This window comes from Streptomyces purpureus, assembly GCF_014648195.1.
Taxonomy (GTDB): Bacteria; Actinomycetota; Actinomycetes; order Streptomycetales; family Streptomycetaceae; genus Streptomyces; species Streptomyces purpureus.
The window spans coordinates 142,540-167,171 of sequence record NZ_BMQQ01000001.1 but is presented as its reverse complement, the minus strand read 5'-3'; the positions used below and the strand labels follow the sequence as shown (position 1 = coordinate 167,171).

Below are 24,632 nucleotides of genomic sequence, written 5' to 3'. Positions count from 1 at the left end.
ATCGTCCCCGGTCACCCCGGGCGGCCCGCCCTTGCCGGGCTCACCTGCGAGACCACCTGTCCGTCGGAAGTATCATGTGCTCCGCCGTGGCCACACCGGTCCCCGTCTTCCGTGATGAACACGCCATCAGCCGGTGGCGTCTTTCGTGTGAACAGCAGCGGAGCTTCGTCTGTTTGTCGTACTGTTCCGCGTTGCGACGCTTGTTCACCGATCAGAGGTTTGGCGAACGGTGCGTCGAACGTCAACACGTGCCGGGGGGGTACATGTGGCATGTCCGTACAACTGAGACCGCTGCGCCTGGAGAAACCAGGTCCAGACCGGTCCACCCACACCCACGCGCCAAGGCGCGCTGGTATCTGCCGGCCGCGCTGTTCGTCGACGCGGCCGGTGTGGCGCTGCCCGTCGCGTCGGTCCTGCGCGCCGAGCATCAGCCGTATGCCCTGATCTGCGCGGCCGTCGCCGCGGCCGCCTGGGTGGCGATACGTTCCGCCAGGCGGCGTTACGCGCGCCGGGAGCTCGGCGAGTCGCGGGGCAGCCTGCCTGTCCTGCACGACTGGCTGATCCTGGTGGGCGTCCTGGCGGTCCTGCGGGCCGCCGCCGAACTCCACCATCCGCCGCTGCTCTGCCTGCTGGTGCTGCTGCCCGCGCCCGCGCTCACCCTGTTCTGCCGCAAGGCGACCTACCACCACCTGATGGCCGAGCGCCGTGAGGCGCAGGTCGTCACGCGTGTCCTGGTGCTCGGCGAGCCGGCCGCGGCCTGGGACGTGGCCGAGCATCTGGCGGGCCGCACCGACCATCCGTACGTCGTCGTCGGGGTTGTCGCCGTCGGCGAGGGGGAGGTGCGGACCGGCGCGCCGGTGGCCGCCCGGCTCGGCCTGACGGCCCCCGGGTCGCCCGACGGCGACACCGCCGTCGTCCTCACCGCCGCCGCCGAACTCCGGGCCGACCTGGTGCTCGTCGCCGCGGGCGCGCACATGGCCGGCCCCCGCCTTCGCCGGCTCTCCTGGGGGCTGCACGACGCGGGCACCGAACTGGCACTGGCGCCGGGGCTGGTGGAGTGCGCCGTCAAGCGCCTGGAGACCACGTCCGCCGCGGGCATGGCGCTGCTGCGGGTCGCGCCGCCGGTGCGCAGCGGGGTCCAGCAGTTCCTGAAGAACACCATGGACCGGGCGGGCGCCGCGCTGGGGCTTGTGGTCCTCTCGCCGCTGTTCCTGGCCATAGGGGCGGCCGTGCGGCTCACCTCGCCCGGGCCGGTGTTCTACCGGCAGGAGCGGGTCGGGCAGGACCGGACGCCGTTCGTGATGTGGAAGTTCCGCACGATGTTCGTGGACGCCGACGCCCGCAAGGCGGAGCTGGCGCAGTCCAACGAGCACGACGGGCTGATGTTCAAGATGCGCCGCGACCCGCGGGTGACCCGGGTGGGCCGGCTGCTGCGCCGTACCTCGCTCGACGAACTGCCCCAGCTCATCAATGTCCTCACCGGCTCGATGTCGCTGGTGGGCCCGCGCCCGCCGCTGCCCGAGGAGGTCGCGTGCTACGACGAGGTGGAGCTGCGCCGGCTGACCGTACGGCCCGGTATGACCGGTCTGTGGCAGATCAGCGGCCGTTCGGACCTGTCGTGGGACGAAACGATTGAGCTTGATCTGCACTATGTCGACAACTGGTCGTTCACCAGCGACGTCGATGTGATGGCCCGTACGCTCCGCGCCGTCGTCGACGGTCGCGGCGCGTACTGACGGGCCGGCCGGATGCGATCAGCTCTGCTCGCGCCACCAGGCATAGGTGGCGGCGATTCCGTCCCGCAGCTTGATCTGGGGCTGCCAGCCCAGCGAGGTGAGCCGGGTGACGTCGAGCAGCTTGCGCGGCGTTCCGTCGGGCTTGCTGGTGTCCCAGGCGAGCCGGCCGGTGAAGCCGGTCACGTCGGCGACCGTCTCGGCGAGCTCTCGGATGGTGAGGTCCTCGCCGCAGCCGATGTTGACCGGCTCGTCGCCGTCGTACGCGGCCAGCAGCAGCGCGCACGCCGCGGCGAGGTCGTCCACGTGCAGGAACTCCCGGCGCGGGGTGCCCGAACCCCACAGCACGACCTCCTCGCGCCCCTCGGCGGCCGCCTCGTGGAAGCGGCGGACGAGGGCGGGCAGGACGTGCGAGGTCTCCAGGTCGAAGTTGTCGCCGGGGCCGTAGAGATTCGTCGGCATCGCCGAGATGAACGAGGCGCCGTACTGCTTCCGGTACGACTGCACCTGGACGATGCCGGCGATCTTGGCCAGCGCGTAGGCCTCGTTGGTGGGCTCCAGCGGGCCGGTCAGCAGGGCGTCCTCGCTGATCGGCTGGGGCGCCAGCTTCGGGTAGATGCAGGACGAGCCGAGGAACAGCAGCCGGCCGACGCCGGCGGCGTGGGCGCCGGAGACGACGCTCAGCTGGATCCTGAGGTTGTCCTCCAGGAACTGCACCGGGTAGGTGCTGTTGGCCATGATGCCGCCGACCTTCGCGGCCGCGAGGACGACGGCGTCGGGCCGGACGTCCTTGAGGAAGGCCTCGGTCGCGGCCCCGTCGCGCAGGTCGAGCTCGTCGCGGCCACGGGTGATCACCTCGTGGCCGTCGGCGGTCAGCCGCCTGGCGACGGCGGATCCCACCAGGCCGCGGTGGCCCGCGACGAAGATCCGGGCGTGCGTGGGCAGGTACGGCAGCGATGCAGTCATATGGGGGATCATGCCAGGCCCGGTTCCACCATCGGGGGCATACCCCGCATTTTTGTACGAATGACACTCTCTTTCTGGGGGCAACCCGCATGAGCAAGACCGCGCTGATCACCGGCGTGACCGGGCAGGACGGTTCCTACCTCGCAGAGCTGCTGCTCTCGAAGGGGTACACGGTGCACGGACTCGTGCGCCGCTCGTCCAGCTTCAACACCGAGCGGATCGACCACATCTACCAGGACCCCCAGACGGTGGGCCGCTCGTTCGTGCTGCACCACGCGGACCTCTCCGACGGCGTGGCGCTGGTGAACCTGCTCCGCGACATCCAGCCCGACGAGGTCTACAACCTCGGCGCCCAGTCCCATGTGCGGGTCTCCTTCGACGCGCCGCTCTACACCGGCGACGTGACCGGTCTCGGCGCGCTGCGGCTTCTGGAGGCCATCCGGGCGAGCGGTGTGGACACCCGCATCTACCAGGCCTCGTCCTCCGAGATGTTCGGCTCCACCCCGCCCCCGCAGAACGAGCAGACCCCCTTCCACCCGCGCAGCCCCTACGGCGCCGCCAAGGTCTTCGCGTACTGGACCACGGTCAACTACCGTGAGGCGTACGACATGTTCGCCGTCAACGGGATCCTCTTCAACCACGAGTCCCCGCGCCGCGGCGAGACCTTCGTGACCCGCAAGGTCACCCGGGCCGTGGCCCGGATCAAGGCCGGCCTCCAGGACCGCCTCTACATGGGCAACCTGGACGCCGTACGGGACTGGGGCTACGCCCCGGAGTACGTCGACGCGATGTGGCGCATGCTCCAGCAGGACGAGCCGACCGACTACGTGGTGGCCACCGGCGTCCCGGCGACGGTGCGGCAGTTCGTGGAGACGGCCTTCGCCCGCGCCGGGCTGGACTGGGCCGAGTACGTCCGCTACGACCCCAAGTACGAGCGCCCCAGCGAGGTCGACGCCCTGATCGGCGACGCGAGCAAGGCCCGCGATCTTCTTGGCTGGAAGCCCACCGTGCAGGTGGAGGAGCTGGCCAGGATCATGGTCGACGCCGACATCCGGCAGGTGACCGACCAGTTGGCCGGCGCCTCGGTGCGAATCGACCGCTGACCTGCGGTTTCACCATGACGGCTGCCCCGGCCGACCGCTGGGGCGGCCGCGCGCCGAGAGGTACGCGGCCACCGCAGATACCAGATTGGTCAAGTGTGGCGCCGAGCTTGTCATTTCGTCGTACAGTTCGCTTTCACACACTCTCTGAGCGCGAGACACACTCTTCGAGCACGAATTCTCGCCATATGAACTGGGCTGAAGACGCCTGGGGGGAACATGCGTAAATCATGGGGGCTCGCCGCTGCCCTCGTCCTGACGGTAGGCGCCGCCGGGGTCGGAGGATGGGCCCTGGCGCCCAAGGCCGGAGCGGTCACCCCGCCCGTCGCCTTCACCGCGGACGCTCTGCCCACGTGGCAGACCAACGGCATCGTCTGGGCGCTGGCCCAGGCGGGTGACACCGTCTTCGTCGGCGGCACCTTCTCCGAGGTCCGGCCGCCCGCGGGCACCACCGGCACCCCGAAGGGTGCCGTCAACTTCGCCGCGCTCAACGCGGCCACCGGCGCGCCCACCTCCTGCTCCCTGTCCTTCACGGTCGGGGAGGGCAGCGCGACCGTCCGCACGCTCGTCGTCTCGCCGGACCAGAAGACCCTCTACGCCGGCGGCTACTTCGGCGCGGTCAACGGCACGCCGGTAAGCAGCCTGGCGGCCATCGACATCGCCACCTGCAAGCCGAAGCCTGCCTTCACGCCGAGCTTCCCCGCCACCGTGCGGGCCCTGGCCGTCACCGACGACACGGTCTACGCGGCGGGCGACTTCGGCACCGTCAACGGCCACCAGCGGGAGCGGTTCGCGGCCGTCACCACCTCCGGTGAGCTGCTGCCGTTCAAGGCCGACGCGGACGAGCCGGGCCGGGCCATCGAGGTCACCCCCGACGGCTCCAAGGTGCTCATCGGCGGTGACTTCTTCACCGTCAACGGCACCAACTCGCACGCGCTCGCCGTGGTCGACGCCAACTCCGGCGCGGTGACGAAGGCCTACCCCAACGGCTTCATCCCGACCAACTCCGTGGTCAAGGACATCGAGACCGACGGCACCGGCTTCTACACCGGCAACGAAGGCACCGGCGGCGGCGTCTTCGACGGCCGTATCGCCTTCGACCTGAGCAACTACGAGCAGCGCTGGCGCGACACCTGCCTGGGCGCCACGCAGGCCGTCGAGGAGTACCAGGGCGTCCTCTACAGCGCCTCGCACGCCCACGACTGCTCCACCGTCGGCGAGTTCCCCGACGGGCGCCGCTACCACCTGCTCGCGCAGCCGACCACCAGCACCGGCAAGCTCGGCTGGTTCCCGGACACCAACGACGGTCTGGGCGAGGGCATCGGCCCGCGCGCCTTCACCATCTCCGGCTCCGGCGCCACGAAGTACCTCTGGGTCGGTGGCGAGTTCACCACCACCAACGGCAAGGCACAGCAGGGCCTGACCCGGTTCGCGACCGGCCCCGACAAGGGTGCCCCGACCGTCCCGCAGGTCAGCGCGGCGGCCATCTCGCCGAACCAGGTCCACGTGCGCTGGCGCGCCAGCACGGACCTCGACGACAGCAAGCTGACGTACAAGGTCTACCGCAACGGCTCCACCACCCCGGTCCACAAGGTCGAGGGCGATTCGCTGCTGTGGGCGCGGCCTCAGTTCTCCTTCAAGGACACCTCGGTCACCGCCGGCCAGACCTACAGCTACCGGGTGACCGCGTCGGACGCCGACGGCAACACCAGCGCGCTGTCCGCCAACGCGACCGTGACCGTGCCGACCTCCACCGAGGCCTATCCCTCGCAGGTCGTCGCCGACGGCGCGAGCCTGTACTGGCGCTTCGACGAGTCCACCACGCCGTACGTGGCCGACTCCTCCAACGGCGACCACAACGGTCTGTACGTGAACGCGCCGACGCTGCGCCAGACCCCGCCCGCGGTCAACGGCCCGAGCACCGCCGTCGCGCTCAACGGCACCAACCAGAAGCTCTACAGCGACAAGCGGGTCAACGCGCCGAGCACCTTCACCATCGAGACGTGGTTCAAGACGACCTCCAACCGCGGTGGCAAGCTGATCGGCTTCGGCAACAACACCACCCGTAACAGCGGCAGCTACGACAAGCACCTGTACATGACCAACACCGGCAACCTGGTGTTCGGTGTGTACAGCGGCGGTACGCGCACCCTGTCTACCTGGGGCTCGTACAACAACGGCAAGTGGCACCACGTCGTCGGCACCCAGGGCCCCGGCGGCATGACCCTGTACGTCGACGGCAAGCAGGTCGCGTCCAACGGCGTCACCGGCAGCCAGCAGTACACCGGCTACTGGCACGTCGGCGCGGACAACCTGAACGGCTGGCCGCTGCGTCCGTCGAGTACCTTCTTCGCGGGCCAGCTCGACGAGACCGCGGTCTACCCGACCGCGCTCAGCGCCCAGCAGGTCGCCAAGCACTACGCGCTGGCCACCGCCCCGGCCGACACGGTCTCCACCGTCACAGCCACGGACGACACCTACGCCAACGCGGGCGCGCCGGGCACCAACTACGCCACGTCGACCTCGCTGGCGGTGCGCGGCACCTCGGCGTACGAGTCGTACCTGCGGTTCAACCTGCCGGCCGCGCCGGCCGGAACGGTGCTCAAGAACGCCCGGCTCGCGGTGAAGACCACCACGGCGACCGGTGCGGGCACGGCCGACAAGGTCTCCGTCGTCCCGGTCACGGGCGACTGGACCGAGACCGGGGTGTCGTACACCAACCGCCCGTCGCTCGGCAGCGCGCCGATCGGCACCCTCAGCGGGGCCACGGACGGCTCGACCGTCTACTCGGCCACGCTGGACCCGACGGCGCTCGCCTCGGAGCTCGGTGGCTCCTACAGCGTCGCGCTGACCAGCACCGGCACCGACCCGCTGTGGCTCTGGTCGTCGGAGGCGCCGGCCGCGGAGGGGACCCCGCAGCTGGTGCTGACCTTCGGCGCCCCGTAACGCCGCGGTCGAGTTCGTGACAACAGGATGCGGGGCCCGGCAGCGCCGGGCCCCGCATCTCCCGTACCACAGGAGCCCTTTCATGCGTGGATTCCACCGGCGCCCGGCGCGGGTCGCGGCCGTCGTGACCGCCGCCCTGCTGGCGCTGTCCGCCTGCTCGTCCGGGAGCGACGACAAGGCCAAGGCGGACCCGCCGCCGTCCCCGGCCGCCTCGGTCGACGCCCCCGACCCGCAGAGCAGCCCGGAGGCCGCCCCCTCCCCCAGCGCGTCCAAGGGGCCCGTGCTCCCCGACGCGAAGATCACCCCGGCCACCGGGTCGTTCACCAAGGCCCAGAAGAAGTTCCTCGAGGGCCGCGTGCCCGCCAGCATGGACCCCGCCGCCGTCCTGCAGACCGGCGACGAGTCCTGCCAGCGCCTGGCGCGCACCGCGAAGCGGGACAAGGACGCCGCCGTCGGCGCCATCATCGCGGGCGACATCCCGGACGCGGCCGATGTCGTCGAGCACCTCTGCCCCGAGCAGAAGCCGCTGGTGACGGCTGCCTCCAAGGGCTTCCCCGACGGCACGAAGAACAGGCCGGCCGCCGGGACCTACCGGGCGCTGACCACCGACCCGGCGTGCAGCTGGCGGGCCGTGGGCAGCGGCGGGAAGGTGCTCGCCTCAGGACCTGCTGCCGGCGCCGACGGGACGGTGAAGGCGAAGGTCCCGGCGGGCACGAAGGAGTTCACCTCCACCGGCTGCTACGCCTGGCTGCCCGCCTGACCCTCACCGCTTCACGCGCGCGTGGCGCGCTCGTACACCCCCAGCAGGGTGTCGAGGACCGCGTCCATCGAGAACGCCTCCGTGGCCAGCTTCCGGGCCGCCACGGAGGCGTTGTCGTTCGCCGCCGGGTCGAGCAGGCCGAGGACGGCAGGGGCGAGCCCGGCCGCGTCGGTCACCACCCGTCCGGCGCCCGCCTCCTCGATGTCGCGGGCGAGCCCGTTGGAGGTGGTGACGACCGCCGGGGTGCCGACCGAGAGCGATTCGAGCACCGACATCGGGAACGGCTCGTCGACCGACGGCAGGACGTAGACGTGCGCCAGGCCGAGCTCCTCGCGCATCCGCTCCGCCGACAGCGCGCCGGGGACGGTCACCCGGTCGCCGACGCCCAGGCGCGCGATCAGCGCCTCCACGGCGGCCCGCTCGCCCTCGTCGGGCCCGGCCACCACGAACCGGGCGTCCGGATGGGCCTTGAGGATCTCGGGCACCGCCGCCACGAAGTCGGTCGGCCGCTTACGGGCCTGGAGCCGGGCCGCGTACAGGATCCGCGGCGGGCCTGCGGGCGCGGGGCGCGCCGGCTGCGCCGGTACGCCGTTCACCAGCCGTACCGCGTGCTCCAGGGGCCGTCCGAGGACGGCGTCGAGGCCGGTGCGCTCATGGCCGGTCAGATACAGCACCGCCGAGGCCCGGTGAAGGACCCGGCGTACGGCGAGGGCGTCCAGGACCTTGGCGAGCAGCTTGTCGCTCGGGTCGACCATGCCGTGCGTCTGCAGGACCAGCGGTCGTCCGGCGCGCAGCGCGGCCAGCGCGACCGGCAGGGTCACCAGGTCGCGGGCGAGATGGACGTGGACGACGTCCGCGTCCCGTACGAGCCGGTGCGCGCCCGCGAGCAGTTGCGGGGAGGTGATGCCGCTGAAGCCGAGCGGGAGGATCGAGCGGGCCTGGAAGAGCCGGGCGGGCACGCCCTCCACGTCGGTGGGCAGCGGGCCGTCGAAGCCGCCGCCGAGGGCGGTGAGCCGGACCTGGTGGCCGCGGGCGGCCAGCCCCTTGGAGAGGTTGAGGGCGACCCTGACGGGGCCGCCGAAGGCGTGGGTGGGGCTGTGCAGGGTGACGGCGTGCAGGACTCTCATGGCTCTCTCGGCGCTCGTGGCTCTCCCGGCACTCATGTCCGCTCCGGGGGTCATGCGGGGACCGGGATCGGCCGGCGGCCGTCCGCGGTGTGCAGGGTCAGTTCGGGCAGGTCGCGGTGGAGCGTGGTGCCCGCCGCGACGACCGCGTGGCGGCCGACGGTGACGCCGGCGAGCACGGTGGCGCGGGCAGCGACCCAGGCGCCGTCCTCGACGGTGATGGGGGCGTTGCGGTAACGGAAGTCGGCGGCCCGGTGGTCGTGGCTGCCGGTGCACAGCAGCGCCTCCTGGGAGACGCAGACGTTCGCGCCGAGGGTGATGGGCTCGAGGTTGAGCAGCCAGGCGCCCTCGCCGATCCAGGTGTGGTCGCCGACGGTGAGCTTCCACGGCCACAGGACCCGCACCCGGTGGCGTATGAGTACGCCTTCGCCGATCCGCGCCCCGAAGGCGCGCAGCAGCGCGACCCGCAGCCTGGCCGGGCAGAACCAGGCCATGAAGACGGTGTTCATCACCGCGAACCACAGAGCCTGGGTCAGCTTCCCGCGGCCCTTGTCGTATCCGGCCAGCGTAAAGGCCGGGAGATTACGCATCATCCACCCCCACCGGCGCCTCCCCTGGCGCCCGGACGCTCAGCCTAACGGTTGACGCAAGGTGACGTCGTGGCCGTCGGTACACTGCCGCGAGGTGCAATTCTGGGGGCGGGGATGACAACAACCGACGAGCGCGGTACGGCCGGGAAGATACCGGACGCGGCCACGCCCGCCCCTCCGCCGGTGCTGCTGCCACCCCCGGTCGCGCCCCGGACGCTGCTGTCCCGGGCGGCGTCCGTGCCGCTGGCGCTCGGTCTGACCGTCTTCATGCCGCTGCTGGTCGCGGTCCAGACGGGCACGGGCGTCCATGACGCCGCGTACTACCTCCAGATCGCGCTGACCATGTACGCGGGCGCCCGGCTCTCGGCGATGATCCTCACCAGCCGGCGCAAGCTGCTCCAGGGCTCCTTCTGGCTCTTCGTCTACATGGCGATGGGGGTCGCGCCGCTCGCGCAGGCCGTCCTCGGCCGGGTGCCGACACCGGTGGTCGGGCCACGCTCGGACCTGACCCTGGCCGTGGCGCTGGTACTGGTCGGCTGCGCCGCCTTCGACGTGGGCTCGCTGCTCGCGCGCGGGCGGCCGGGCGGCGCGGGACGCGGGGAGAAGCGCCCGGCGCTGGTGCACCGGCGCAGGCTGCACCTGCTGGTGCTGCTCGCCTTCGCGTGCAGCGGCCTGTTCGTGGTCAAACTGGGCGGCCCGGCGGTGTTCTTCAGCAGCCGTCAGGAGATCATCGCGGGGATCGAGGAGGCCGGCGTCTCCCAGGCCGACTCGCAGGCGGGCCAGGCCTTCCTGCGCGGCTTCGGGACCGTGCCCGCGCTCATCGCGCTGCTGGCGTACGCCCGCTGGCTGGTGACCTCCTGGCGGGCCCGCCGCTCCCCCGCGGTCATCGGGGTGTTCCTCGCCCTGGTCGGGCTCAATCTGGTGGTCAACAACCCGATCTCGAACCCGCGGTACTGGTTCCTGACGGTGATGTTCGCGCTGCTGTTCACGGTCTTCCCGGTGAGCGCGGCGATGTACCGCTCGGCGCTGAGCCTCGGCGTCATCATGGCGCTGGTGATCTTTCCGATCTCGGACCGGTTCCGCTACGACGAGAAGAACTACAAGCCCGTCGAGTCGACGTCGATGCTGGAACCGCTGGCGATGAAGGACTACGACCAGGTCGGCATGTTCGCCAACACCATCACCTTCGTCGACTCCGGCGCCCGGCACCGCTTCGGGCGGCAGCTGGCCGGGTCGGTGCTGTTCGCGGTGCCCCGGTCGGTGTGGCCGGGCAAGCCGCGCGACACGGGCGTGATGGTGGGCCAGTGGATGGGGGCGGTCAACACCAATCTGTCGTCGCCGATCTGGGCCGAGCTGTGGATCGACTTCGGCCCGCTGGGGATGGCCGGCGGGATGGCGGCGATGGGGTACGCCGCGGCGCGTGTGGACCGCCGCTTCGCCGCGCGCGGCACCCGCAGGGCGCCGCCGGGCAGTCTGATCTCGCTGGTGGTGCCGCTGGTGGCGGGCTACTCGTTCATCCTGCTGCGCGGGCCGCTGCTGCAGGCCTCGGGCCGGGTGGCGATCGCGCTGATCTGCATCGCGCTGATCACCACCTGGCGTCAGGACAAGGGTTCCGTACTGCGCTGATCCGGGGCCGGTGCGCGCTCGGGGGCGGTTCTCGCGACCTTGGTCCAGGCGGCGGCGGCCTTGAGCGCTGAGCCGGCGGCGAGGCCCCAGGCGGCTCCGGGCGCGCCGGCGAGGAGGTATCCGCCGAGCATCAGGGCGACGGACAGCAGCGAGAAGACGACCTGCAGGGAGAGCGTGGCGCGGGGGCTGAGCACCCGCAGCGTGACCAGGGCGCAGGTGCCGAGCGCCATCACCGCGTACTGGCTGCCGGTGGCGGGCAGCAGCGCGGACGCCGACTGCCAGGTCGCGCCGAGGAGTTGCCGGCCGAGGTGGTCCGGCAGGACGTACAGGACGGCGGCCCAGCCGAGGGCGACGGTGGCGAGGGCCGCGCCGAGGGCGGCCGCGGCGCGGCCGGTGGCCCGCTTGCCGCCGAGCCGGCCGAGGAGGGGCGGGCCGAAGGCGTTGACCGAGTTGAACAGGGTGTTGAGGGGTCCGAAGAGGGTGCTCGCGCCGCGCAGGGCGCCGACCGCGAGCGGGCTGGCGAAGAGGCCGAGACCGAGGACGGCGAGCTGGCTGGAGGCGTTGCCCACGGCGAACTCGACGACGAAACGCCGCCCGAGATGGCCGCGGCGCAGATAGCTCCGTACGTCGCCGGGGCGGCCCGCGGTGTACGGCCGCAGCAGGGCCAGCGCCAGGAGGACCGCGGGCAGCGCGGAGAGCCCCCAGACGGCCACCAGCCGCCCCGGAGAGGCGTGGTGGGGCTGCGTCAGCAGCGCGGGCACGACACAGGCGAGGCGGAGCGTGTCGGCGGCGAGGGCGAGCTGGGGGCGGCGCAGCGCCGAGAAGCAGTAGCGCAGGGAGTCCTGGAGGAGGACCAGCGGCAGCACGGCGCCGAGCGCGAGGAAGGCGTGGCCCGTGGGGCCGCCGGCGAGCGCGCCGGCCGCCGCGAGCGGCAGTGCGGCGAGGGCGGCGGCCCCGGCCGTGAAGACGGCCGAGGCGCGGGCGGCGGCGCCGACCTGCCGGTCCTCGCCGCGCACGAGGACCAGGCTCTGGCCGACGTAGGCGGTGTTGAGTCCGAGGAGCACCGTGAAGGTGACGTACACCAGGGAGAACGCGGCGAATCCGCTCGCGGTGGAGGTCCGTGCCGCGATCACCAGGACCGCGATGTTGGTCAGGCTGGCCGCCGCCTGGTCGAGAACCGAGGCGGCGACGGTGACCGCACGTCTCACCGATCGCCCAGGCGCACCGAGCGCAGGGTGACGGTGTCGGAGCCGTCGCCACGGATGACCTGTGCGGGTTCGGGGTCCTGGTCGGGCGGCCCGGGCCGCTCGGAGCGGCCCCGGGTGCCGCCGCGCCGGTTGCCCTGCTTGGCGCCCTTGCCGCCGCGGCCCGACGGGGGGTGGGTGACGGCGCCGAGGACCGTTCCGCCGGCGCCCGTGATCAGTTCGCGGACGCGCTGGAGGTCGGTGCGGTGGGCGCTGCGCAGGTCGCAGACGATCAGCGCGCCGTCGACGCGGTCGACGAGGGCGAGCGCGTCGGCGTAGGCGAGGACGGGCGGGGCGAGGACGATGACGGTCGCGTTGGACGAGTCGGCCTCGGCGATGAGGCGGCTCGCCCTCGGGGAGGTCAGCGCGCCGGCCACGTTGCGTACCTTCTCGCCCGGTACGAGTCCGAATGCCCCGGACTCGCCGGCGTCCACGGAGAGCTGGCGCTGGCCGGGCCAGCCGTGGTCGTCCATGCCGGACATGTCGATGGGCTGGCTCCAGCGGGGCGCGCCGGTGGAGTTGGCCCGCAGCCGGCCGGCGAGGGTCGGGGTGCGCAGGTCGGCCTCGATCAGCAGCACGTCCTTGCCGGTCTCGGCGAAGGCGGCGGCGAGGTTGGAGGCGACGGCGACGGCGCCTTCGTTGTTGCCGCGCGGGGCGACGACCAGGAGCCGGCGGCGGTCGCCGAAGCGCTGGTCGTAGGCGAGCCGGAAGGCGACGGAACGATACTCCTCGCTGACCCGGGCGTCGGCGTGTTCGGCGGGCAGCAGGGCGTCGGTGGCGCCGCGCGGCAGGGTGCCGAGGACGGGGGCGCGCACGGCGCGCGCGACGTCGCCGGCGGAGCGCGGGGCGGGGTCGAAGACGAGCCGGACCCAGGCGGCGAGCAGTCCGAGGGCGATGCCGACGAGTCCGCCGAGGCTGAGGCTCATGAAGAGGCTGGGGCCGTCGCTGTAGCCGGGCGGGACAGCCGTACGGATGATCGTGCCGGGGGTCATGTCGAGCGCCCGGTAGTTGCTGACCCGGCCTTCGAGCTCGATCAGCCGGTTGGCGAGGTTGGCCTTGACGCCCAGTTCGGCGTCGCGGGCCGCGCCCTCCTTCATCCGGTCGACCTTCTTCTCCTGCGCGTCGTGCTTGGCGGCGACCTCGTCACGCTGCTTGACCAGGCCGGCGAGCATGCTGTCGCGCTGGTCGGACCATTCCTTCTTGCGCAGGTCGAGATAGGCCTGGGTGAGGGCGTTGGCGCGGTCGGCGGCGGTCTTCGGCTCGTCGGCGGTGTAGGAGAACTGGAGCACCATCGACTGCGGCGGGTTGGTGACCTGGAGGTCCTTCTGGAGCTTGCCGAGCGTTCCGGTCCAGCCGAGCCGCTTGGCGGCGCCCTCGGCGACGCTGCTGGAGAGCGCGGTCTGCCGTTCGGACCCCATGTTGACGGTCTTGTCCTGGGAGATGCTGGGGTTGAACGGGTCGCTGGTGGGGGCCCGGAGCTTGACCTGGCTGGTGGCGACGTAGGTGTCGGCGCTGGCTATGCCGAGCCAGGCGCCGCCGAGCAGGCCGATGCCGATCCCGGCGCCGATGATCCGGCGGTAGCGCAGCAGCTGGCGGAACTGGTCCCGCAGCATCTCCGGCTCGTCGTTCTCGACCGCTGCGACATATGTGGTGGTCACGTGGCCGGCACCCCCATGGCTTCCTCGATCAGTGCGTCGATCCGGGCGAGCCCCGCGCGCTTGGTCAGATGGGCCTCGACATGGCGGGGTCCCTGGGCGCCGAGTTCCTCGGCGGCGGCCGGATCGTCAGCGAGTTTACGGACCGCGGCGAGCAGCGCGTCGGGGTCCTCCGGTGCGACGAGGACGCCGGCTCCGGAGCGGAGTACCTCCTGGGCGGTGCCGCCCTCGGCGGCGACGGAGGCGACGACGGGCCGGCCGGCGGCGAAGTAGGAGGTCAGCTTGGAGGGGACGCTCATGTCGAGGACGGAGGCCCGCTGGGTGACGGCGAGGACGTCGGCGGCGGCGAGGACGTCGGGGAACTCGTCGTCGCCGACGGGCTCCATGAAGTGGAGGTTGGGTATGCCGGCGGCGAGTTGTGCGAGGTGGGCGCGCTGGTTGCCGTCGCCGAGGAGGACCACGCGGACGGCGGGGTCGCGGCGGGCGGTCTCGACGAGGACTTCCAGGCCCTGCTTGAGGCCCATGTTGCCGGAGTGCAGGACGACGGTCTCGCCGTCGGCCCAGCCGAGCCGGGCGCGGGTCTTCTCGCGGGGTTCGCTCGGGCCGCTGACGTGCGACCAGTTGGGGACGAGGCGGATACGGCCGGGGTCGACGCCGAAACCCCTGACCTTGTCGACGAACGTCTCGTGGATGACGCCGACGAGGGTGGCGGAGCGCAGGGCGTAGGCCTCGGCGCGGGAGGCGAGGGCGGCGGCGCGGTCGCCGCCGCGTATGCCGCTCTGGGCGGCCGCGGCGCCCATCAGGTCCTGGACGACGGGCACGTATGGAACGCGCCAGCGGGAGGCGAGCCGGGCGCCTATGACGCCGCCGGCGAGGCTGGGCATCTGGGCGAGGACGGCGTGCGGCCGGGCCATGGAGGGCGGCGCGAGCAGGCCGTGCAGCAGGACGGAGGCCTCGAACGTGGCCCGCTTGAGGGCGGTCTGGCGGGGCGGGACGGTGTGGCGGCGCCGGTGCAGGACGACCCCGGCCCGCTCCTCGGTCCGCCGCCAGGCTCCGGCGTACGCGGGGTCGAGCGACCAGGACGGGTAGTGCGGCATTCCGGCCAGGACGTGCGTCTCATGGCCGAGGCTCGCCCAGTGTTCGGCGATCTGGGTCGCGTACGGACCGATCCCGGCGTGCTCGGGCGCGTAGTTGGTGGACACCATCAGGAGCCGCCGGCGTGTTGTGGCCGCCGTCTCTCCGGTGCCAGTGGATTCCGTCACCCGTTCTGATCCCTCTCCCCCTACGTGAACCGGCCCTCACCCTAAACGTTCCGTCGGTGTACACGGAACGTGCACGCTATGGTCGGTACCTCCTTCGCGCTGGGGAGCGCGGACGCACAGGGGGGTACAGATGAGCACAAGCAGGCCCTATCGCGTGGGATACGCACCTGGAGCCTACGATCTGTTTCATATAGGACATCTCAATATCCTTCGGCACGCGCGGAGTCAGTGCGACTACCTCGTCGCCGGAGTCGTGTCCGACGAGATGGCGGAGCTGGCGAAGGGCCGGCGGCCGATGATCCCGCTCGTGGAGCGGCTGGAGATCGTGCGCAGCGTGAAGTACGTCGACGCGGCCTTCGTGGAGACCGTGCCCGACAAGCTGGAGACCTGGAAGCAGGTGCGGTTCGACGTCCTGTTCAAGGGCGACGACTGGCGCGGCACGCCCAAGGGCGACAAGCTGGAGCGCGATTTCGCCTCGGTGGGTGTGGAGATCGTCTACTTCCCGTACACGGTCCACACCTCCAGCACCCAGCTGCGGCGTGCGCTCGACCTCCTGACGCAGGAGGCCGAGCCGTCGGTCAGCGGGGAACGGCGTTGAGCTCCCGGAACCACTTGGTGAGGAACGCCACCAGGAACAGGGCCGCGGCGATGCCGAGCGCGCTGTAGCCCCAGCGGAACAGGCTCCCGCCGCCGAGCAGCAGGAAGACCAGGCAGAAGATGCCGTGGTCGACGGGGAGCAGGGCGACCGCCCGCAGGGTGGAGGGCGCGGCGGCGGGGGTGCCGGGGGCGGGTCGGGGCTTGAGCTTCTCGGTGAGCAGTCCGCCGAAGAAGGTGACCACGGCGGCGAGCTGGAAGCCGAGCGGGACCAGCAGCCAGGCGTCCCCGCCGAGCCCGAAGTGGTCGGGGTGGCGGTAGAAGGCGATCAGGACGGCGGTGTGCAGTGCCGTGATCTTGGCGCAGTCGACGACATGGTCGAGCCATTCGCCGGCGGGGCTGCCGCCGCCGCGCAGCCGGGCGAGCTGGCCGTCCGCGGAGTCGAAGGCGAAGCCGACCGCGAGGCCCAGCCAGACGAGCAGTCCGAGGCTCCAGCCCGGCTCGCCGAGCGCCACGGCGGCGACGGCGGCGAAGCTGAAGGCGGCGCTGATCAGGGTGACCTGATTGGGGGTGAGTCCGGCGGCGTACGCCCCGGCCGCGAGGTACCGGCCGACCGGGCGGTTCACGAAGCGTGAGTAGAGCGAGACACCTTTCGCCGACTTCTGGGCGGATCTCAGCTCGGACAGAGCGGTGGCGACAGTTCCCATGTTCCCCCCGGTTCAACATATGTACGACGTGTCGGCCCATCATCGCAGGAGGGGTTCGGGCGGAGGTACGGAAGGGGTCGCTCCGCTCAGCGGACACCGGGATGCGGGTCGAGCCAGTCCGTGTCGGCCCAGACGACGTCCTTGGGGAGCCGCCGGCCGTAGCGCGGGTCGTGGGCGACGCGGTGGCGGACGCTGTCGTGGACCGAGGCCCCGGGCGGGGCGATGCGGCTGCGGTAGGTGAGCAGGGCCCAGACGTGGCCCATGCGGTGGACGGTGCCGAGCGCGTGTCCGGCGTCGACGGCCAGAGCGGTCTCGTAGGCCGCGTCCTTCAGGAGCAGTCCGGCGTCGAGGGCGCCGTCGACGACCCATTTGAGGGCGATCGTGGGGAGTTGGGGGTCGTCGTCGAAGGTGCCGCCGACATCGGAGTGGACGCCGGCGAACCACACCTGCTCGACCAGCGCGGGCGGCGGGCGCGGGGTCCTGGGCCGCTCGATCAGATACTCCTCGTACGGTCTGCGCCGCTCGTCGAGGGAGACGGCGTGGCGGGCCCGGCGCGCGTTGGGGAGCTGGCGGGTGTGCAGCCAGCGCAGGTTCCAGCGCAGCAGACCGGCCGCCTTCACCGAGTCCCACAGTCCCAGGTACTCGACGGGGACGCCGAAGCGTCCGCCGACGGGCACGCTGAACGTGCCCGCGAAGCGGTGCAGTTGGTCCCAGTCGTCCTTGGTGAAGTCGCGGTTCTTGGCGTAGATGCCGATGGCGTACGGGACGAGGTTCTCCGAGCCGGGCCGCAGCAGGCCCACCGCCTGGATCAGGCCGGCGAGCGCGCGTGCGGTGTACGCACCGCGGCTGAAGCCGAAGAGGTAGAGCCGGTCGCCGGGCTCGTAGTGCCGCATCAGATACGTGTACGCCTCGGCCAGATTGGTCTTGAGGCCGGAGCCGAAGGCGAGTCCGGAGAGGCGGGAGACTTTGCGGCCCGGCGCGGTCCAGGCGCCCGCGGCGGAGAAGGTGCCGACGCCGGGGTCGTAGTAGGCGATCTGCCGGGTGGGGTCGCCGAGGTCGAGCATCTCGTAGAGGCGTACGACGTTGGTGTTCCCGGTGGCTTTCAGTTGATTGCCCGTTCCGTCCAGGCAGACGACGATGTTCTTGGACATCCCGGCCTCCGAGCGGCATGGCCTCCAAGGGGCATAAGGTATATCTCCACATATAATAGTGGCGTTGACTGCTCCTGGCCGTGGGGAGGATCCATGGCCCGCTTCACGGTTCAACTGGACGAGAACGCCGAGGAGGCGCGTACGCACGCGCTCGTCATCGGAGTCGGCGCGTACCGCCATCTGATCGGCGGGCCACAGGAGGTGGCCAATCCGCACGGACTGCGGCAGCTCTCCTCGCCGCCGGTCTCGGCCCGGGAATTCGCGACCTGGCTGCTGACGGAGTACAACGAGCCGAACAAGCCCCTGGGGAGTCTCGCGCTGCTGCTCAGCGAAGCGGTCCCCGGCCCGTTCCGCGATCCGCGGACCGGGCGGGAGCACTCGGTTGAAGAGGCGACGATCGACAACGTCGACGCCGCTGTCCGGGAGTGGAAAGCCCGGGCCGACCTGCGCGACGACGACCGGATCGTCTTCTATTTCTGCGGCCACGGCGTCTCGCTCGGCAACGACATGTCCCTCCTCGCCTCCGACGTCTTCGCCGACCAGGAAAGCCCGCTCAACGGCGCGCTGAACTTCACCGAGCTGTGGCGCGGACTCATCCGCTGCCGGGCCGCGGAGCAGGTGTTCTTCGTCGACGCCTGCCGGGCCGGACCGGACCGGCTGATCCGGCAGGCCGGCGGCGGCTTCGCCGGTCGCGTACCCATAGCCGGGCAGGAGCGCCCCGCCGGATTCGCCCCCCGTGAGTACGCCGTCTACTACGCCACCCTGGACGGCGAGGGGTCCCACGCCCGGACCGGTCAGGTCAGCCTCTTCACCGACGCGCTGCTGCGCAGCCTCGCCGGCTCCGGCAGCGAGAACACCGACGACGACGTCTGGCGGGTCAGCACCCCGGCCCTTCAGCTGGCGATCGGCCGTTTCATGAAGGAGCCGCAGTTCGCAGGGGAGTTCGCGGGCGTGCAGGTCCCGGTCAGCCCGGAATCCTTCGACTTCGGCCTGCACGAGCTGACGGGCGACCCGGTCGTCCCCGTCTACATCGGCTGTTCCCCGCGCGAGGACAACGAGTTCGCCGAATTCGTCTGCCGGGGCGAGCGCATGCCGGAGCTGCGCCGCGCTCTCGCCGATATCGACGCGAGCGACCCCACTGCCGAATGGCCCCTGGACCTGCCCCTGGGCGAGTACGCCGTCGAGGCGCGCTTCGACGGCCGGCCGCCGCGCGGCAGCCGCCTGGGCGTCCGCCCGCCGCTGCGCCGGATCGGACTGAAACCATGAGCACGGAGCTCGCCGTCAGGCTGTTCCTCTCCGCATACGAAGACGACGTCGCGGAGGGCGCGATGATCGTCGGAGACATCCACGCGACCGACCCGAGCGGCCAGTCGCGGCGGGGCATCGTGATCCCGTGCGGAAGCCGGCCCGAACCGAAGATGTACAAGGTGCCGCCGGGCCGGTACGTCGTCTCGGCCACCCTGCCCTCCGGTCTGGTGCTCACCGAGGAAGTGGAAGCGGTCGCGGACGAGACCACGCCGGTGATCCTCGACCTGACCGACTCGCCCTACGAGTCGCACTCCTGGCAGTACCTCATGGGCAACATCGAGCTGGGCCGCGTCTACCACGACACCGCGGAGATGGCGCCCGCGATCTCCCCCGGCTCGCGGTCCATGGCCGCGCCGCCACCCGGCCCGGACGGGGTGATCCCCGAATCCACCGCCGACCGCACGGTCACCGCGACCTGGATCGACGCCCCTCTCAGCAGCTGGACCTTCCCGGCCCTGCTGGCCGCCGCCGAGGACGAGTCGGACTTCCCGCTCGCCGAGCTGATGGCGCGCACCCCGCCCGTCGTGCTCACCCCCGACGTCCTCAACGACCCGCTCTCGCCGCTGTACCGCATCGACCACAAAGGCCCGGTCGGCGCACCCGACAGCGGCCCCAGGGGCCGCCAGTTCCTGGCCGTCGAGGTGGCCGGCTCGCTGCGCCTGGTCACCCTCCCGCTGCCGTGGGGCGACGCCCAGGCCGAGGTCCTGGTGAACGCGCGCCAGAGCCCGACCGGCAGCGCCGTCGCCGTGACCGTCCGCGACCCGCTGCACGGCGCGGCCCTCGCCTACATGGCGCAAGGCGCGCTGACGACGGCCGCCGCCCTCTTCGACGACATGGAGCCCCTGTTCCATGATCGGTCCCACCCGCTCGCCGCGGTGGCCGGGGCGTACGTCCTGCTCGGCACCGACCACCGCGACGGCGAGCGGGACTGGGACCCCTGGCTGGAGCGGCTGGCCGTGCAGGCGCCGGCCTGGTTGAGCGACGCGGCGGTGCTGCGCGCGGTACGGCTGCTGCGGCTTTCCCGGTCCGCCGACGACCGGGCGGGAGCCCGTGAGGCACTGGTCGCCGCCTTCGACCGGGGCGTGCCGTTCTACACCCTCGGACTGACCTGGCTCATCGACGCGCTCGCGGCGTTCCCCGACGACGAGGAGTGCGTGAGCCGCCTCGACCGGGCGCGGCGGCTGTCGTGGCTGGCCGACACGCGTGAGCCGTTCCTGATCCTCGACCTCGGCGAAGGGAGGGCGTGATGATCCGGCTCACGATGCTGCCCGGCCGGGACGGCGACTGCCTGCTCCTGGAGTACGGCAACGACGACTTCGTCCGGCGCATCCTGGTCGACGGCGGCCGCTCCGGCACGTACCCGCTGGTCAAGCCCGTACTGGCGGAGCTAGGCGGCTTCATCGACCTGCTGGTCGTCACCCATGTCGACCAGGACCACATCCTCGGCGTGCTGGCCATGATGGAGGATCCCGACCGGCCGGTGGACTTCGGTGACGTGTGGTTCAACGGCTTCGACCACCTCCACGACGGCGAGGTGTTCGGCGCGCCGGACGGGGAGCGGCTGACCGCCGCCCTGACCGAGCAGGACCTGCCCTGGAACGAGGCCTTCGACGGGCGCAGCGTCGAGGTGGACCACCAGCCGAGCTGGTTCGACGACGGCTCCACCATGGAGGTGCTCGCACCGGATCGGACCCTGCTGGCCAAGCTCATACCGCGCTGGGAGCGGGAGTGCCTCGACGCCGGTCTGATACCGGGCGTGGAGCCGGCGCGGCAGGTCCCGGGGTTCGAGAGCTTCGGCGGCGCCGACGCCGATGTCGACGCCCTGGCCGCCCGCCCCTTCAAGCGGGACGGCTCCCCCTCCAACCGCACCAGCATCGCGCTTCTCTTCGAGTTCGAGGGCAGGAGGATCGTCCTCACCGGCGACGCCGACGACCCCCGGCTGGTCGCCTCGATCCGGCCGCGCGCCGAGGAGGAGGGCGGCAGGATGCGCCTGGACGCGCTGAAGGTCGCCCATCACGGCAGCGCCGCCAACATCTCCAACGACCTCCTGGGCCTGCTGGACTGCGGCCGCTATCTGATCTCCACCGACGGCACCGTCCACGGACACCCCGACGACGTCGCCATGGCCCGGATCGTCAAGCACGGCGGCCCCGACAAGGAGATCTTCTTCAACTATCGCGACCGCGCCGAGCTGTGGGACATCGACGCCCTCAAGGAGCGGTTCGGCTACCGGGTGGCCGCGCCGGCCGAGGGCGGGCTCGACGGCTTCGTCACCGTGGAGTTCTGAGCCGGTGCCCCCGCTCATGGACCGCGCCGAGATGCGTGGCACCACGGCAGGGGCGCATCCTGGCAGTGTGACCTGGCACGGCGCGGCCGGGCAGGCCCCGCCGGCCGAAGGCGGGGCTGTGCCCGGGAGACCGCACAGCGACGGCCGCGATCCGGGCCGACTGACCCTGGCGCTCGCCGAGGCCACGGTGAACGCCATCGAGTCCGTCGGCGGATACGCCGGCGGCGTCTACATGCGCTCGGGCACCCCGCATCTGCTGCGGCTCGCGCTCATGGCCGGGCTGCCCGCCTCGATCTTCCGGCCCTGGTGGCGCATGCATGTGAACCGGCCCCTGCCGGTGGCCGAGGCCCACCGCTCGGGCCTGCCGGTCCTCCTCGCCGACGCCGAAGAGGCGATGCGGCGATTTCCGCAGCTCATGGCCAGCCTGCCGTTCCCCTTCTCGTCCCTGTACGCACCGGTCGCGGCCGGCGACGACAAGTTCGGCGTTCTCGTGGTGCTGCGCCCCGCCACGCCCGGCACACCCGTCACCGCGGCCGACCGGCGGCGGATGACCGAGGCGGGCGCCCGGCTCGGCACGGCCCTCGCCGAGGTCCGGGCCACCGAGCCGGTCGTCTGGGACGACGAGCCCGTCTCGATCCAGCTGCCCTCGATCAGCACCCCGCCGGTGCGGATCGGCTACTTCGACTGGGACCTGAGCACCGGGGCCGTCACCCCCGACGACGGGCTCTGCGCCATCCTCGGCACCGACCCGGACCACTTCGACGGCACCATCGAGGCGCTGGCCTCCCGGATGGCCCCGGAGGACGCGTACGGGCTGTGGGCGGTGGCCCGCCAGTCCGCCGAGTCGGGGCGTCCGGCGACCCGCCGGATGCGGCTGCGCGGCCCGGACGGGCGGCCCCACCTGCTGGAGATCTCCGCCCGCGCCGATCCGCCGGGCGCCGGGCCGGGCCGCCGGCTGACCGGCTTCCTGGTCGACCTGGGCACCGGCCCGGTCGCCGAGGCCGGCGACCGGGTGCCCAGGGCCATCCTCGCCCTGGACCGGCTGGGGCGGATCACCTACCTGAACCGCACCACGGAGCAGCTGCTCGAACAGCCCTCGGCCGACCTGATGGGGCGGCTGCTGTGGGACGCGGTGCCGCTGTTCGGCCACCCCGCCCACGAGGAGCATCTGCGGGCGGCGCTCCTCACCGACAAGCCCGTGCACTTCATGGCCCGCCGCGCCCCGCAGAAATGGCTGTCGGTCTCGATCTACCCCGGCCACGACGGCCTGACGGTGCTGTTCGCCGAGACCGAGAACCCCACGTACGCGCCCGGCTCGGTCGTCCACCCGTCGGCCTCGCTCGGCTCCCCCGCCGACCGGGCCACGGCGCTCTACCGGCCGGTGGCCCTGGCCATCGCGCTCACCGAGGCGGTCACCGCCCGCCAGGTGTCCGCCGTGGTCACCGAGGAGCTGCTGCCCGCCTTCGGCGGCCGGCAGCTCGCCATCTACCTGCTCAAGGAGCGCCATCTCCACCTGGCCTGGGAGACCGGCTTCCCGCAGGGGTTCCTCAACCGCTTCGAGGGCGTCTCCCTCGACGCCCGCCTCCCGGGCGTCGAGACGCTCACCGCGGGCCGCCCGATCTTCTTCGAATCGATGGAGCACCTGGCCTCGGCCTACCCCGGCATCCCGATGGACGCCAACAGCGGCGCCCGCGCCTTCCTGCCGCTGATCGCCTCGGGCCGCCCGGTGGGCTCCTGCATCCTCGGCTTCGACCGGCCGCGCGGCTTCAGTCCCGAGGAGCGTACGGTCCTCACCGCGCTGGCCGGGCTCATCGCCCAGGCGCTCCAGCGGGCCACCCGCTACGACACCGAGGTCGCCCTCGCCCGCGGCCTGCAGGACGCGCTGCTGCCGCACCGGCTGCCGGTCCGCGAGGGCGTCGACACCGTCGGGCGCTATCTGCCCGGCACCCAGGGCATGGACGTCGGCGGGGACTGGTACGACGTCGTCGTCACCGGCGGCGGACTGCTCGCCCTGGTCATCGGCGACGTCCAGGGCCATGGTGTGGCCGCCGCCGCCACCATGGGGCAACTGCGCAGCGCGGTCAGGGCGTTCGCGCTCAGCGGGCACGATCCGCAGGAGGTGCTCCAGGGCACCAACCGGCTGCTGATCGACCTCGATCCCGGCCAGATCGCCAGCTGCTGCTACATCGTCATGGACCCCGCCACCGGCCACACCCAGGCCGTCCGGGCGGGCCATCCGCAGCCGCTGCTGCGCCACCCCGACGGACGGACCGAGGTCCTCGAACTCGACGGCGGGGTCGTCCTGGGCGTCGACGACGAGGCGTCGTACCCGGTCACGGAGATGGACCTGGAACCGGGCGCCGTGCTCGCCCTGTTCACCGACGGTCTCGTGGAGCGGCCGGGCAGCGACATCGACCGCGGCGTGGAGCGGCTGTCCCGCTCGCTGTCCGCGATCGGCCCCGAATCCCTGGCCGAGACCGCCGACCGGCTGATCCGCGACGCCCGGCGGACCACCGACCGGCCGGACGACATCGCGCTGCTGCTCGCCGCCCGCCGGGCGGAGGGGTCATGAACGCCTTCCATCCGGCGAAGGACGCCGACCAGCCCGGCCCGCTCGACGTCTCCCGGGCGGCGACGGCGGTCCTGGACGCCGACGGAACGGTGACGGGCTGGAGCCCGACCGCGCAGGAACTCCTCGGCTACTCCCCCGAGGAGATCCTGGGACGGCCGGCCGACACCCTGCTGGCCGACGGCGGCCCCGGAAGCCTGCTGGAGGCCGCCCGCACCGGCCGCCGGGTGCTGAACGTCCGCCGCCGCGACGGCCGTACGGTCCGCGTCGCGGCGGCCACCACCACCCTCACCACCCCCGACGAGCGGCCCGCCCGGCTCCTCGCGCTCGCCGACGCGCAGGAGGCGGAGGAGTCCGAGGCCCTGCGGTCGATGCTCCGGGGGCTCGCCACCCAGTCGCCGATCGGGCTGGCCATCTACAACACCGCGCTACGGGTCGTGTGGACGAACGCGGCCCTCTACGAGGAGATGGGGACCGCCGACTATCTGGGGGTGGGGCCGGACGAGATGGTGGCCGACGGGGAGGTGCTGTCCGCGCCGTACCCGCCGACGCTGGAGGAGACGATGCGTCAGGTGCTCGACACGGGCGAGCCGGTGATCGAGCTCCACTACCGCGGCCGGCCCCCGGGCGATCCGGAGCGCGACCACGTCTGGTCCTGCTCGTACTACCGGCTGCGGGACGCCTCCAGCGTGACGCTCGGGGTGTGCGAGGAGACGGTGGACATCACCGAGCGGTACCTCGCCCAGCAGCGCCTGGACCTGCTGGTCCGCGCGGGCGCCCGGGTCGGGACGACGCTGGACATCGCCCGTACGGCCGAGGAGCTGGCGGCCGTCGCGGTCCCGCAGTTCGCCGACTCGGTCACCGTCGACCTGATGGAGGCCGTCCTGCACGGCGACCGTCCCGAGCCGGGAACGGAGCCGGACGGGCCGCTGGCCAGGGTGTGGGGGGATGCGGGTGAGCGGCCCGAGGCGGAGGGGGCGCAGGTGTCGGTGTCGGGGGTCACGGGCGAG

Annotated in this window: 19 protein-coding genes; 11 read left to right on the top strand and 8 right to left on the bottom strand. The window is 72.2% G+C overall.

Features of this window, described 5'->3' with window-relative positions:
• The first annotated feature begins 389 nt into the window (after positions 1-389).
• Positions 390-1,736 carry a sugar transferase gene (locus tag IEZ01_RS00725; protein WP_019890763.1) on the top strand — a complete coding sequence of 449 codons (1,347 nt, stop codon included), beginning with the start codon at positions 390-392 and terminating at the stop codon, positions 1,734-1,736.
• Between the two features lie 18 nt (positions 1,737-1,754).
• Here the strand turns inward: IEZ01_RS00725 and IEZ01_RS00720 are convergent, their stop codons facing one another.
• A complete protein-coding gene (locus IEZ01_RS00720) occupies positions 1,755-2,699 on the bottom strand; it encodes a GDP-L-fucose synthase family protein (protein WP_019890762.1) in 945 nt (314 codons plus the stop codon).
• Between the two features lie 89 nt (positions 2,700-2,788).
• Between IEZ01_RS00720 and gmd the strand changes: the two genes are divergently transcribed.
• From gmd to IEZ01_RS00705, 3 genes are all read left to right on the top strand, one after another.
• The gene (gene gmd / locus IEZ01_RS00715; RefSeq protein ID WP_189199267.1) at positions 2,789-3,802 is read left to right on the top strand and encodes a GDP-mannose 4,6-dehydratase; all 1,014 of its coding nucleotides are present in this window, start codon (positions 2,789-2,791) and stop codon (positions 3,800-3,802) included.
• Positions 3,803-4,018: 216 nt separating this feature from the next.
• Complete coding sequence (locus IEZ01_RS00710; protein WP_019890760.1) at positions 4,019-6,745, top strand: LamG-like jellyroll fold domain-containing protein; 2,727 nt, start codon at positions 4,019-4,021, stop codon at positions 6,743-6,745.
• Between the two features lie 82 nt (positions 6,746-6,827).
• Positions 6,828-7,505 carry a hypothetical protein gene (locus tag IEZ01_RS00705; protein WP_019890759.1) on the top strand — a complete coding sequence of 226 codons (678 nt, stop codon included), beginning with the start codon at positions 6,828-6,830 and terminating at the stop codon, positions 7,503-7,505.
• An 11-nt stretch (positions 7,506-7,516) separates the two neighbouring features.
• Here the strand turns inward: IEZ01_RS00705 and IEZ01_RS00700 are convergent, their stop codons facing one another.
• Together IEZ01_RS00700 and IEZ01_RS00695 are read right to left on the bottom strand one after the other, a co-directional pair.
• Complete coding sequence (locus IEZ01_RS00700) at positions 7,517-8,632, bottom strand: glycosyltransferase (protein WP_019890758.1); 1,116 nt, start codon at positions 8,630-8,632, stop codon at positions 7,517-7,519.
• A gap of 50 nt (positions 8,633-8,682) precedes the next feature.
• Positions 8,683-9,219, bottom strand: coding sequence for a WcaF family extracellular polysaccharide biosynthesis acetyltransferase (locus IEZ01_RS00695; RefSeq protein WP_106960028.1), 537 nt, complete (start codon positions 9,217-9,219; stop codon positions 8,683-8,685).
• A 114-nt stretch (positions 9,220-9,333) separates the two neighbouring features.
• Between IEZ01_RS00695 and IEZ01_RS00690 the strand changes: the two genes are divergently transcribed.
• On the top strand, positions 9,334-10,845 hold the full coding sequence (locus tag IEZ01_RS00690) for a hypothetical protein (RefSeq protein ID WP_019890756.1): 1,512 nt from the start codon (positions 9,334-9,336) through the stop codon (positions 10,843-10,845).
• Here the strand turns inward: IEZ01_RS00690 and IEZ01_RS00685 are convergent.
• Genes IEZ01_RS00685 through IEZ01_RS00675 form a run of 3 tightly spaced genes read right to left on the bottom strand, consistent with a single transcriptional unit; the run spans position 10,818 to position 14,949 of the window.
• Complete coding sequence (locus tag IEZ01_RS00685) at positions 10,818-12,053, bottom strand: MATE family efflux transporter (protein WP_019890755.1); 1,236 nt, start codon at positions 12,051-12,053, stop codon at positions 10,818-10,820. The two genes, IEZ01_RS00690 and IEZ01_RS00685, sit on opposite strands and share 28 nt — an antisense overlap.
• Complete coding sequence (locus tag IEZ01_RS00680) at positions 12,050-13,747, bottom strand: polysaccharide biosynthesis tyrosine autokinase (RefSeq protein ID WP_019890754.1); 1,698 nt, start codon at positions 13,745-13,747, stop codon at positions 12,050-12,052. The genes IEZ01_RS00685 and IEZ01_RS00680 overlap by 4 nt, the downstream gene beginning before the upstream one ends.
• Positions 13,744-14,949: a glycosyltransferase family 4 protein gene (locus IEZ01_RS00675; RefSeq protein WP_019890753.1), complete on the bottom strand. Its 1,206-nt coding sequence runs from the start codon at positions 14,947-14,949 to the stop codon at positions 13,744-13,746. Before IEZ01_RS00675 ends, IEZ01_RS00680 begins: the two co-directional genes overlap by 4 nt.
• Positions 14,950-15,136: 187 nt before the next feature.
• On the opposite strand from IEZ01_RS00675, the gene IEZ01_RS00670 reads away from it, so the two are divergent.
• Positions 15,137-15,604: an FAD synthase family protein gene (locus IEZ01_RS00670; RefSeq protein ID WP_040875227.1), complete on the top strand. Its 468-nt coding sequence runs from the start codon at positions 15,137-15,139 to the stop codon at positions 15,602-15,604.
• On the opposite strand, the gene IEZ01_RS00665 is transcribed toward IEZ01_RS00670, so the two are convergent.
• Both IEZ01_RS00665 and IEZ01_RS00660 read right to left on the bottom strand, forming a co-directional pair.
• Positions 15,585-16,307, bottom strand: coding sequence for a CDP-alcohol phosphatidyltransferase family protein (locus IEZ01_RS00665; RefSeq protein WP_019890751.1), 723 nt, complete (start codon positions 16,305-16,307; stop codon positions 15,585-15,587). The two genes, IEZ01_RS00670 and IEZ01_RS00665, sit on opposite strands and share 20 nt — an antisense overlap.
• 86 nt (positions 16,308-16,393) lie before the next feature.
• Positions 16,394-17,458 (bottom strand): T6SS phospholipase effector Tle1-like catalytic domain-containing protein, encoded by a 1,065-nt coding sequence (locus tag IEZ01_RS00660; RefSeq protein ID WP_189199265.1) that lies wholly within the window; start codon positions 17,456-17,458, stop codon positions 16,394-16,396.
• A gap of 93 nt (positions 17,459-17,551) precedes the next feature.
• On the opposite strand from IEZ01_RS00660, the gene IEZ01_RS00655 reads away from it, so the two are divergent.
• From IEZ01_RS00655 to IEZ01_RS00635, 5 genes are all read left to right on the top strand, one after another.
• The gene (locus tag IEZ01_RS00655) at positions 17,552-18,724 is read left to right on the top strand and encodes a caspase family protein (RefSeq protein WP_229832556.1); all 1,173 of its coding nucleotides are present in this window, start codon (positions 17,552-17,554) and stop codon (positions 18,722-18,724) included.
• Positions 18,721-20,013, top strand: a complete 1,293-nt coding sequence (locus IEZ01_RS00650; protein WP_019890748.1) for a hypothetical protein — start codon at positions 18,721-18,723, stop codon at positions 20,011-20,013. Before IEZ01_RS00655 ends, IEZ01_RS00650 begins: the two co-directional genes overlap by 4 nt.
• On the top strand, positions 20,013-21,053 hold the full coding sequence (locus tag IEZ01_RS00645) for a ComEC/Rec2 family competence protein (protein ID WP_189199263.1): 1,041 nt from the start codon (positions 20,013-20,015) through the stop codon (positions 21,051-21,053). Before IEZ01_RS00650 ends, IEZ01_RS00645 begins: the two co-directional genes overlap by 1 nt.
• Before the next feature lie 16 nt (positions 21,054-21,069).
• Positions 21,070-23,625: a SpoIIE family protein phosphatase gene (locus IEZ01_RS00640; protein WP_229832650.1), complete on the top strand. Its 2,556-nt coding sequence runs from the start codon at positions 21,070-21,072 to the stop codon at positions 23,623-23,625.
• Positions 23,622-24,632 (top strand): PAS domain-containing protein (locus tag IEZ01_RS00635; protein ID WP_189199259.1); only part of this gene is annotated, 1,011 nt, incomplete at its 3' end. The genes IEZ01_RS00640 and IEZ01_RS00635, both read left to right, overlap by 4 nt.

Bases quoted from the DNA above. Each gene is read 5' to 3' on its own strand.
- IEZ01_RS00720 (WP_019890762.1), bottom strand. From the start codon at position 2,699: ATGACTGCATCGCTGCCGTACCTGCCCACGCACGCCCGGATCTTCGTC.
- gmd (WP_189199267.1), top strand. From the start codon at position 2,789: ATGAGCAAGACCGCGCTGATCACCGGCGTGACCGGGCAGGACGGTTCC.
- IEZ01_RS00710 (WP_019890760.1), top strand. From the start codon at position 4,019: ATGCGTAAATCATGGGGGCTCGCCGCTGCCCTCGTCCTGACGGTAGGC.
- IEZ01_RS00705 (WP_019890759.1), top strand. From the start codon at position 6,828: ATGCGTGGATTCCACCGGCGCCCGGCGCGGGTCGCGGCCGTCGTGACC.
- IEZ01_RS00700 (WP_019890758.1), bottom strand. From the start codon at position 8,632: ATGAGAGTCCTGCACGCCGTCACCCTGCACAGCCCCACCCACGCCTTC.
- IEZ01_RS00695 (WP_106960028.1), bottom strand. From the start codon at position 9,219: ATGCGTAATCTCCCGGCCTTTACGCTGGCCGGATACGACAAGGGCCGC.
- IEZ01_RS00690 (WP_019890756.1), top strand. From the start codon at position 9,334: ATGACAACAACCGACGAGCGCGGTACGGCCGGGAAGATACCGGACGCG.
- IEZ01_RS00675 (WP_019890753.1), bottom strand. From the start codon at position 14,949: ATGGTGTCCACCAACTACGCGCCCGAGCACGCCGGGATCGGTCCGTAC.
- IEZ01_RS00670 (WP_040875227.1), top strand. From the start codon at position 15,137: ATGAGCACAAGCAGGCCCTATCGCGTGGGATACGCACCTGGAGCCTAC.
- IEZ01_RS00665 (WP_019890751.1), bottom strand. From the start codon at position 16,307: ATGGGAACTGTCGCCACCGCTCTGTCCGAGCTGAGATCCGCCCAGAAG.
- IEZ01_RS00660 (WP_189199265.1), bottom strand. From the start codon at position 17,458: ATGTCCAAGAACATCGTCGTCTGCCTGGACGGAACGGGCAATCAACTG.
- IEZ01_RS00655 (WP_229832556.1), top strand. From the start codon at position 17,552: ATGGCCCGCTTCACGGTTCAACTGGACGAGAACGCCGAGGAGGCGCGT.
- IEZ01_RS00650 (WP_019890748.1), top strand. From the start codon at position 18,721: ATGAGCACGGAGCTCGCCGTCAGGCTGTTCCTCTCCGCATACGAAGAC.
- IEZ01_RS00645 (WP_189199263.1), top strand. From the start codon at position 20,013: ATGATCCGGCTCACGATGCTGCCCGGCCGGGACGGCGACTGCCTGCTC.
- IEZ01_RS00640 (WP_229832650.1), top strand. From the start codon at position 21,070: ATGGACCGCGCCGAGATGCGTGGCACCACGGCAGGGGCGCATCCTGGC.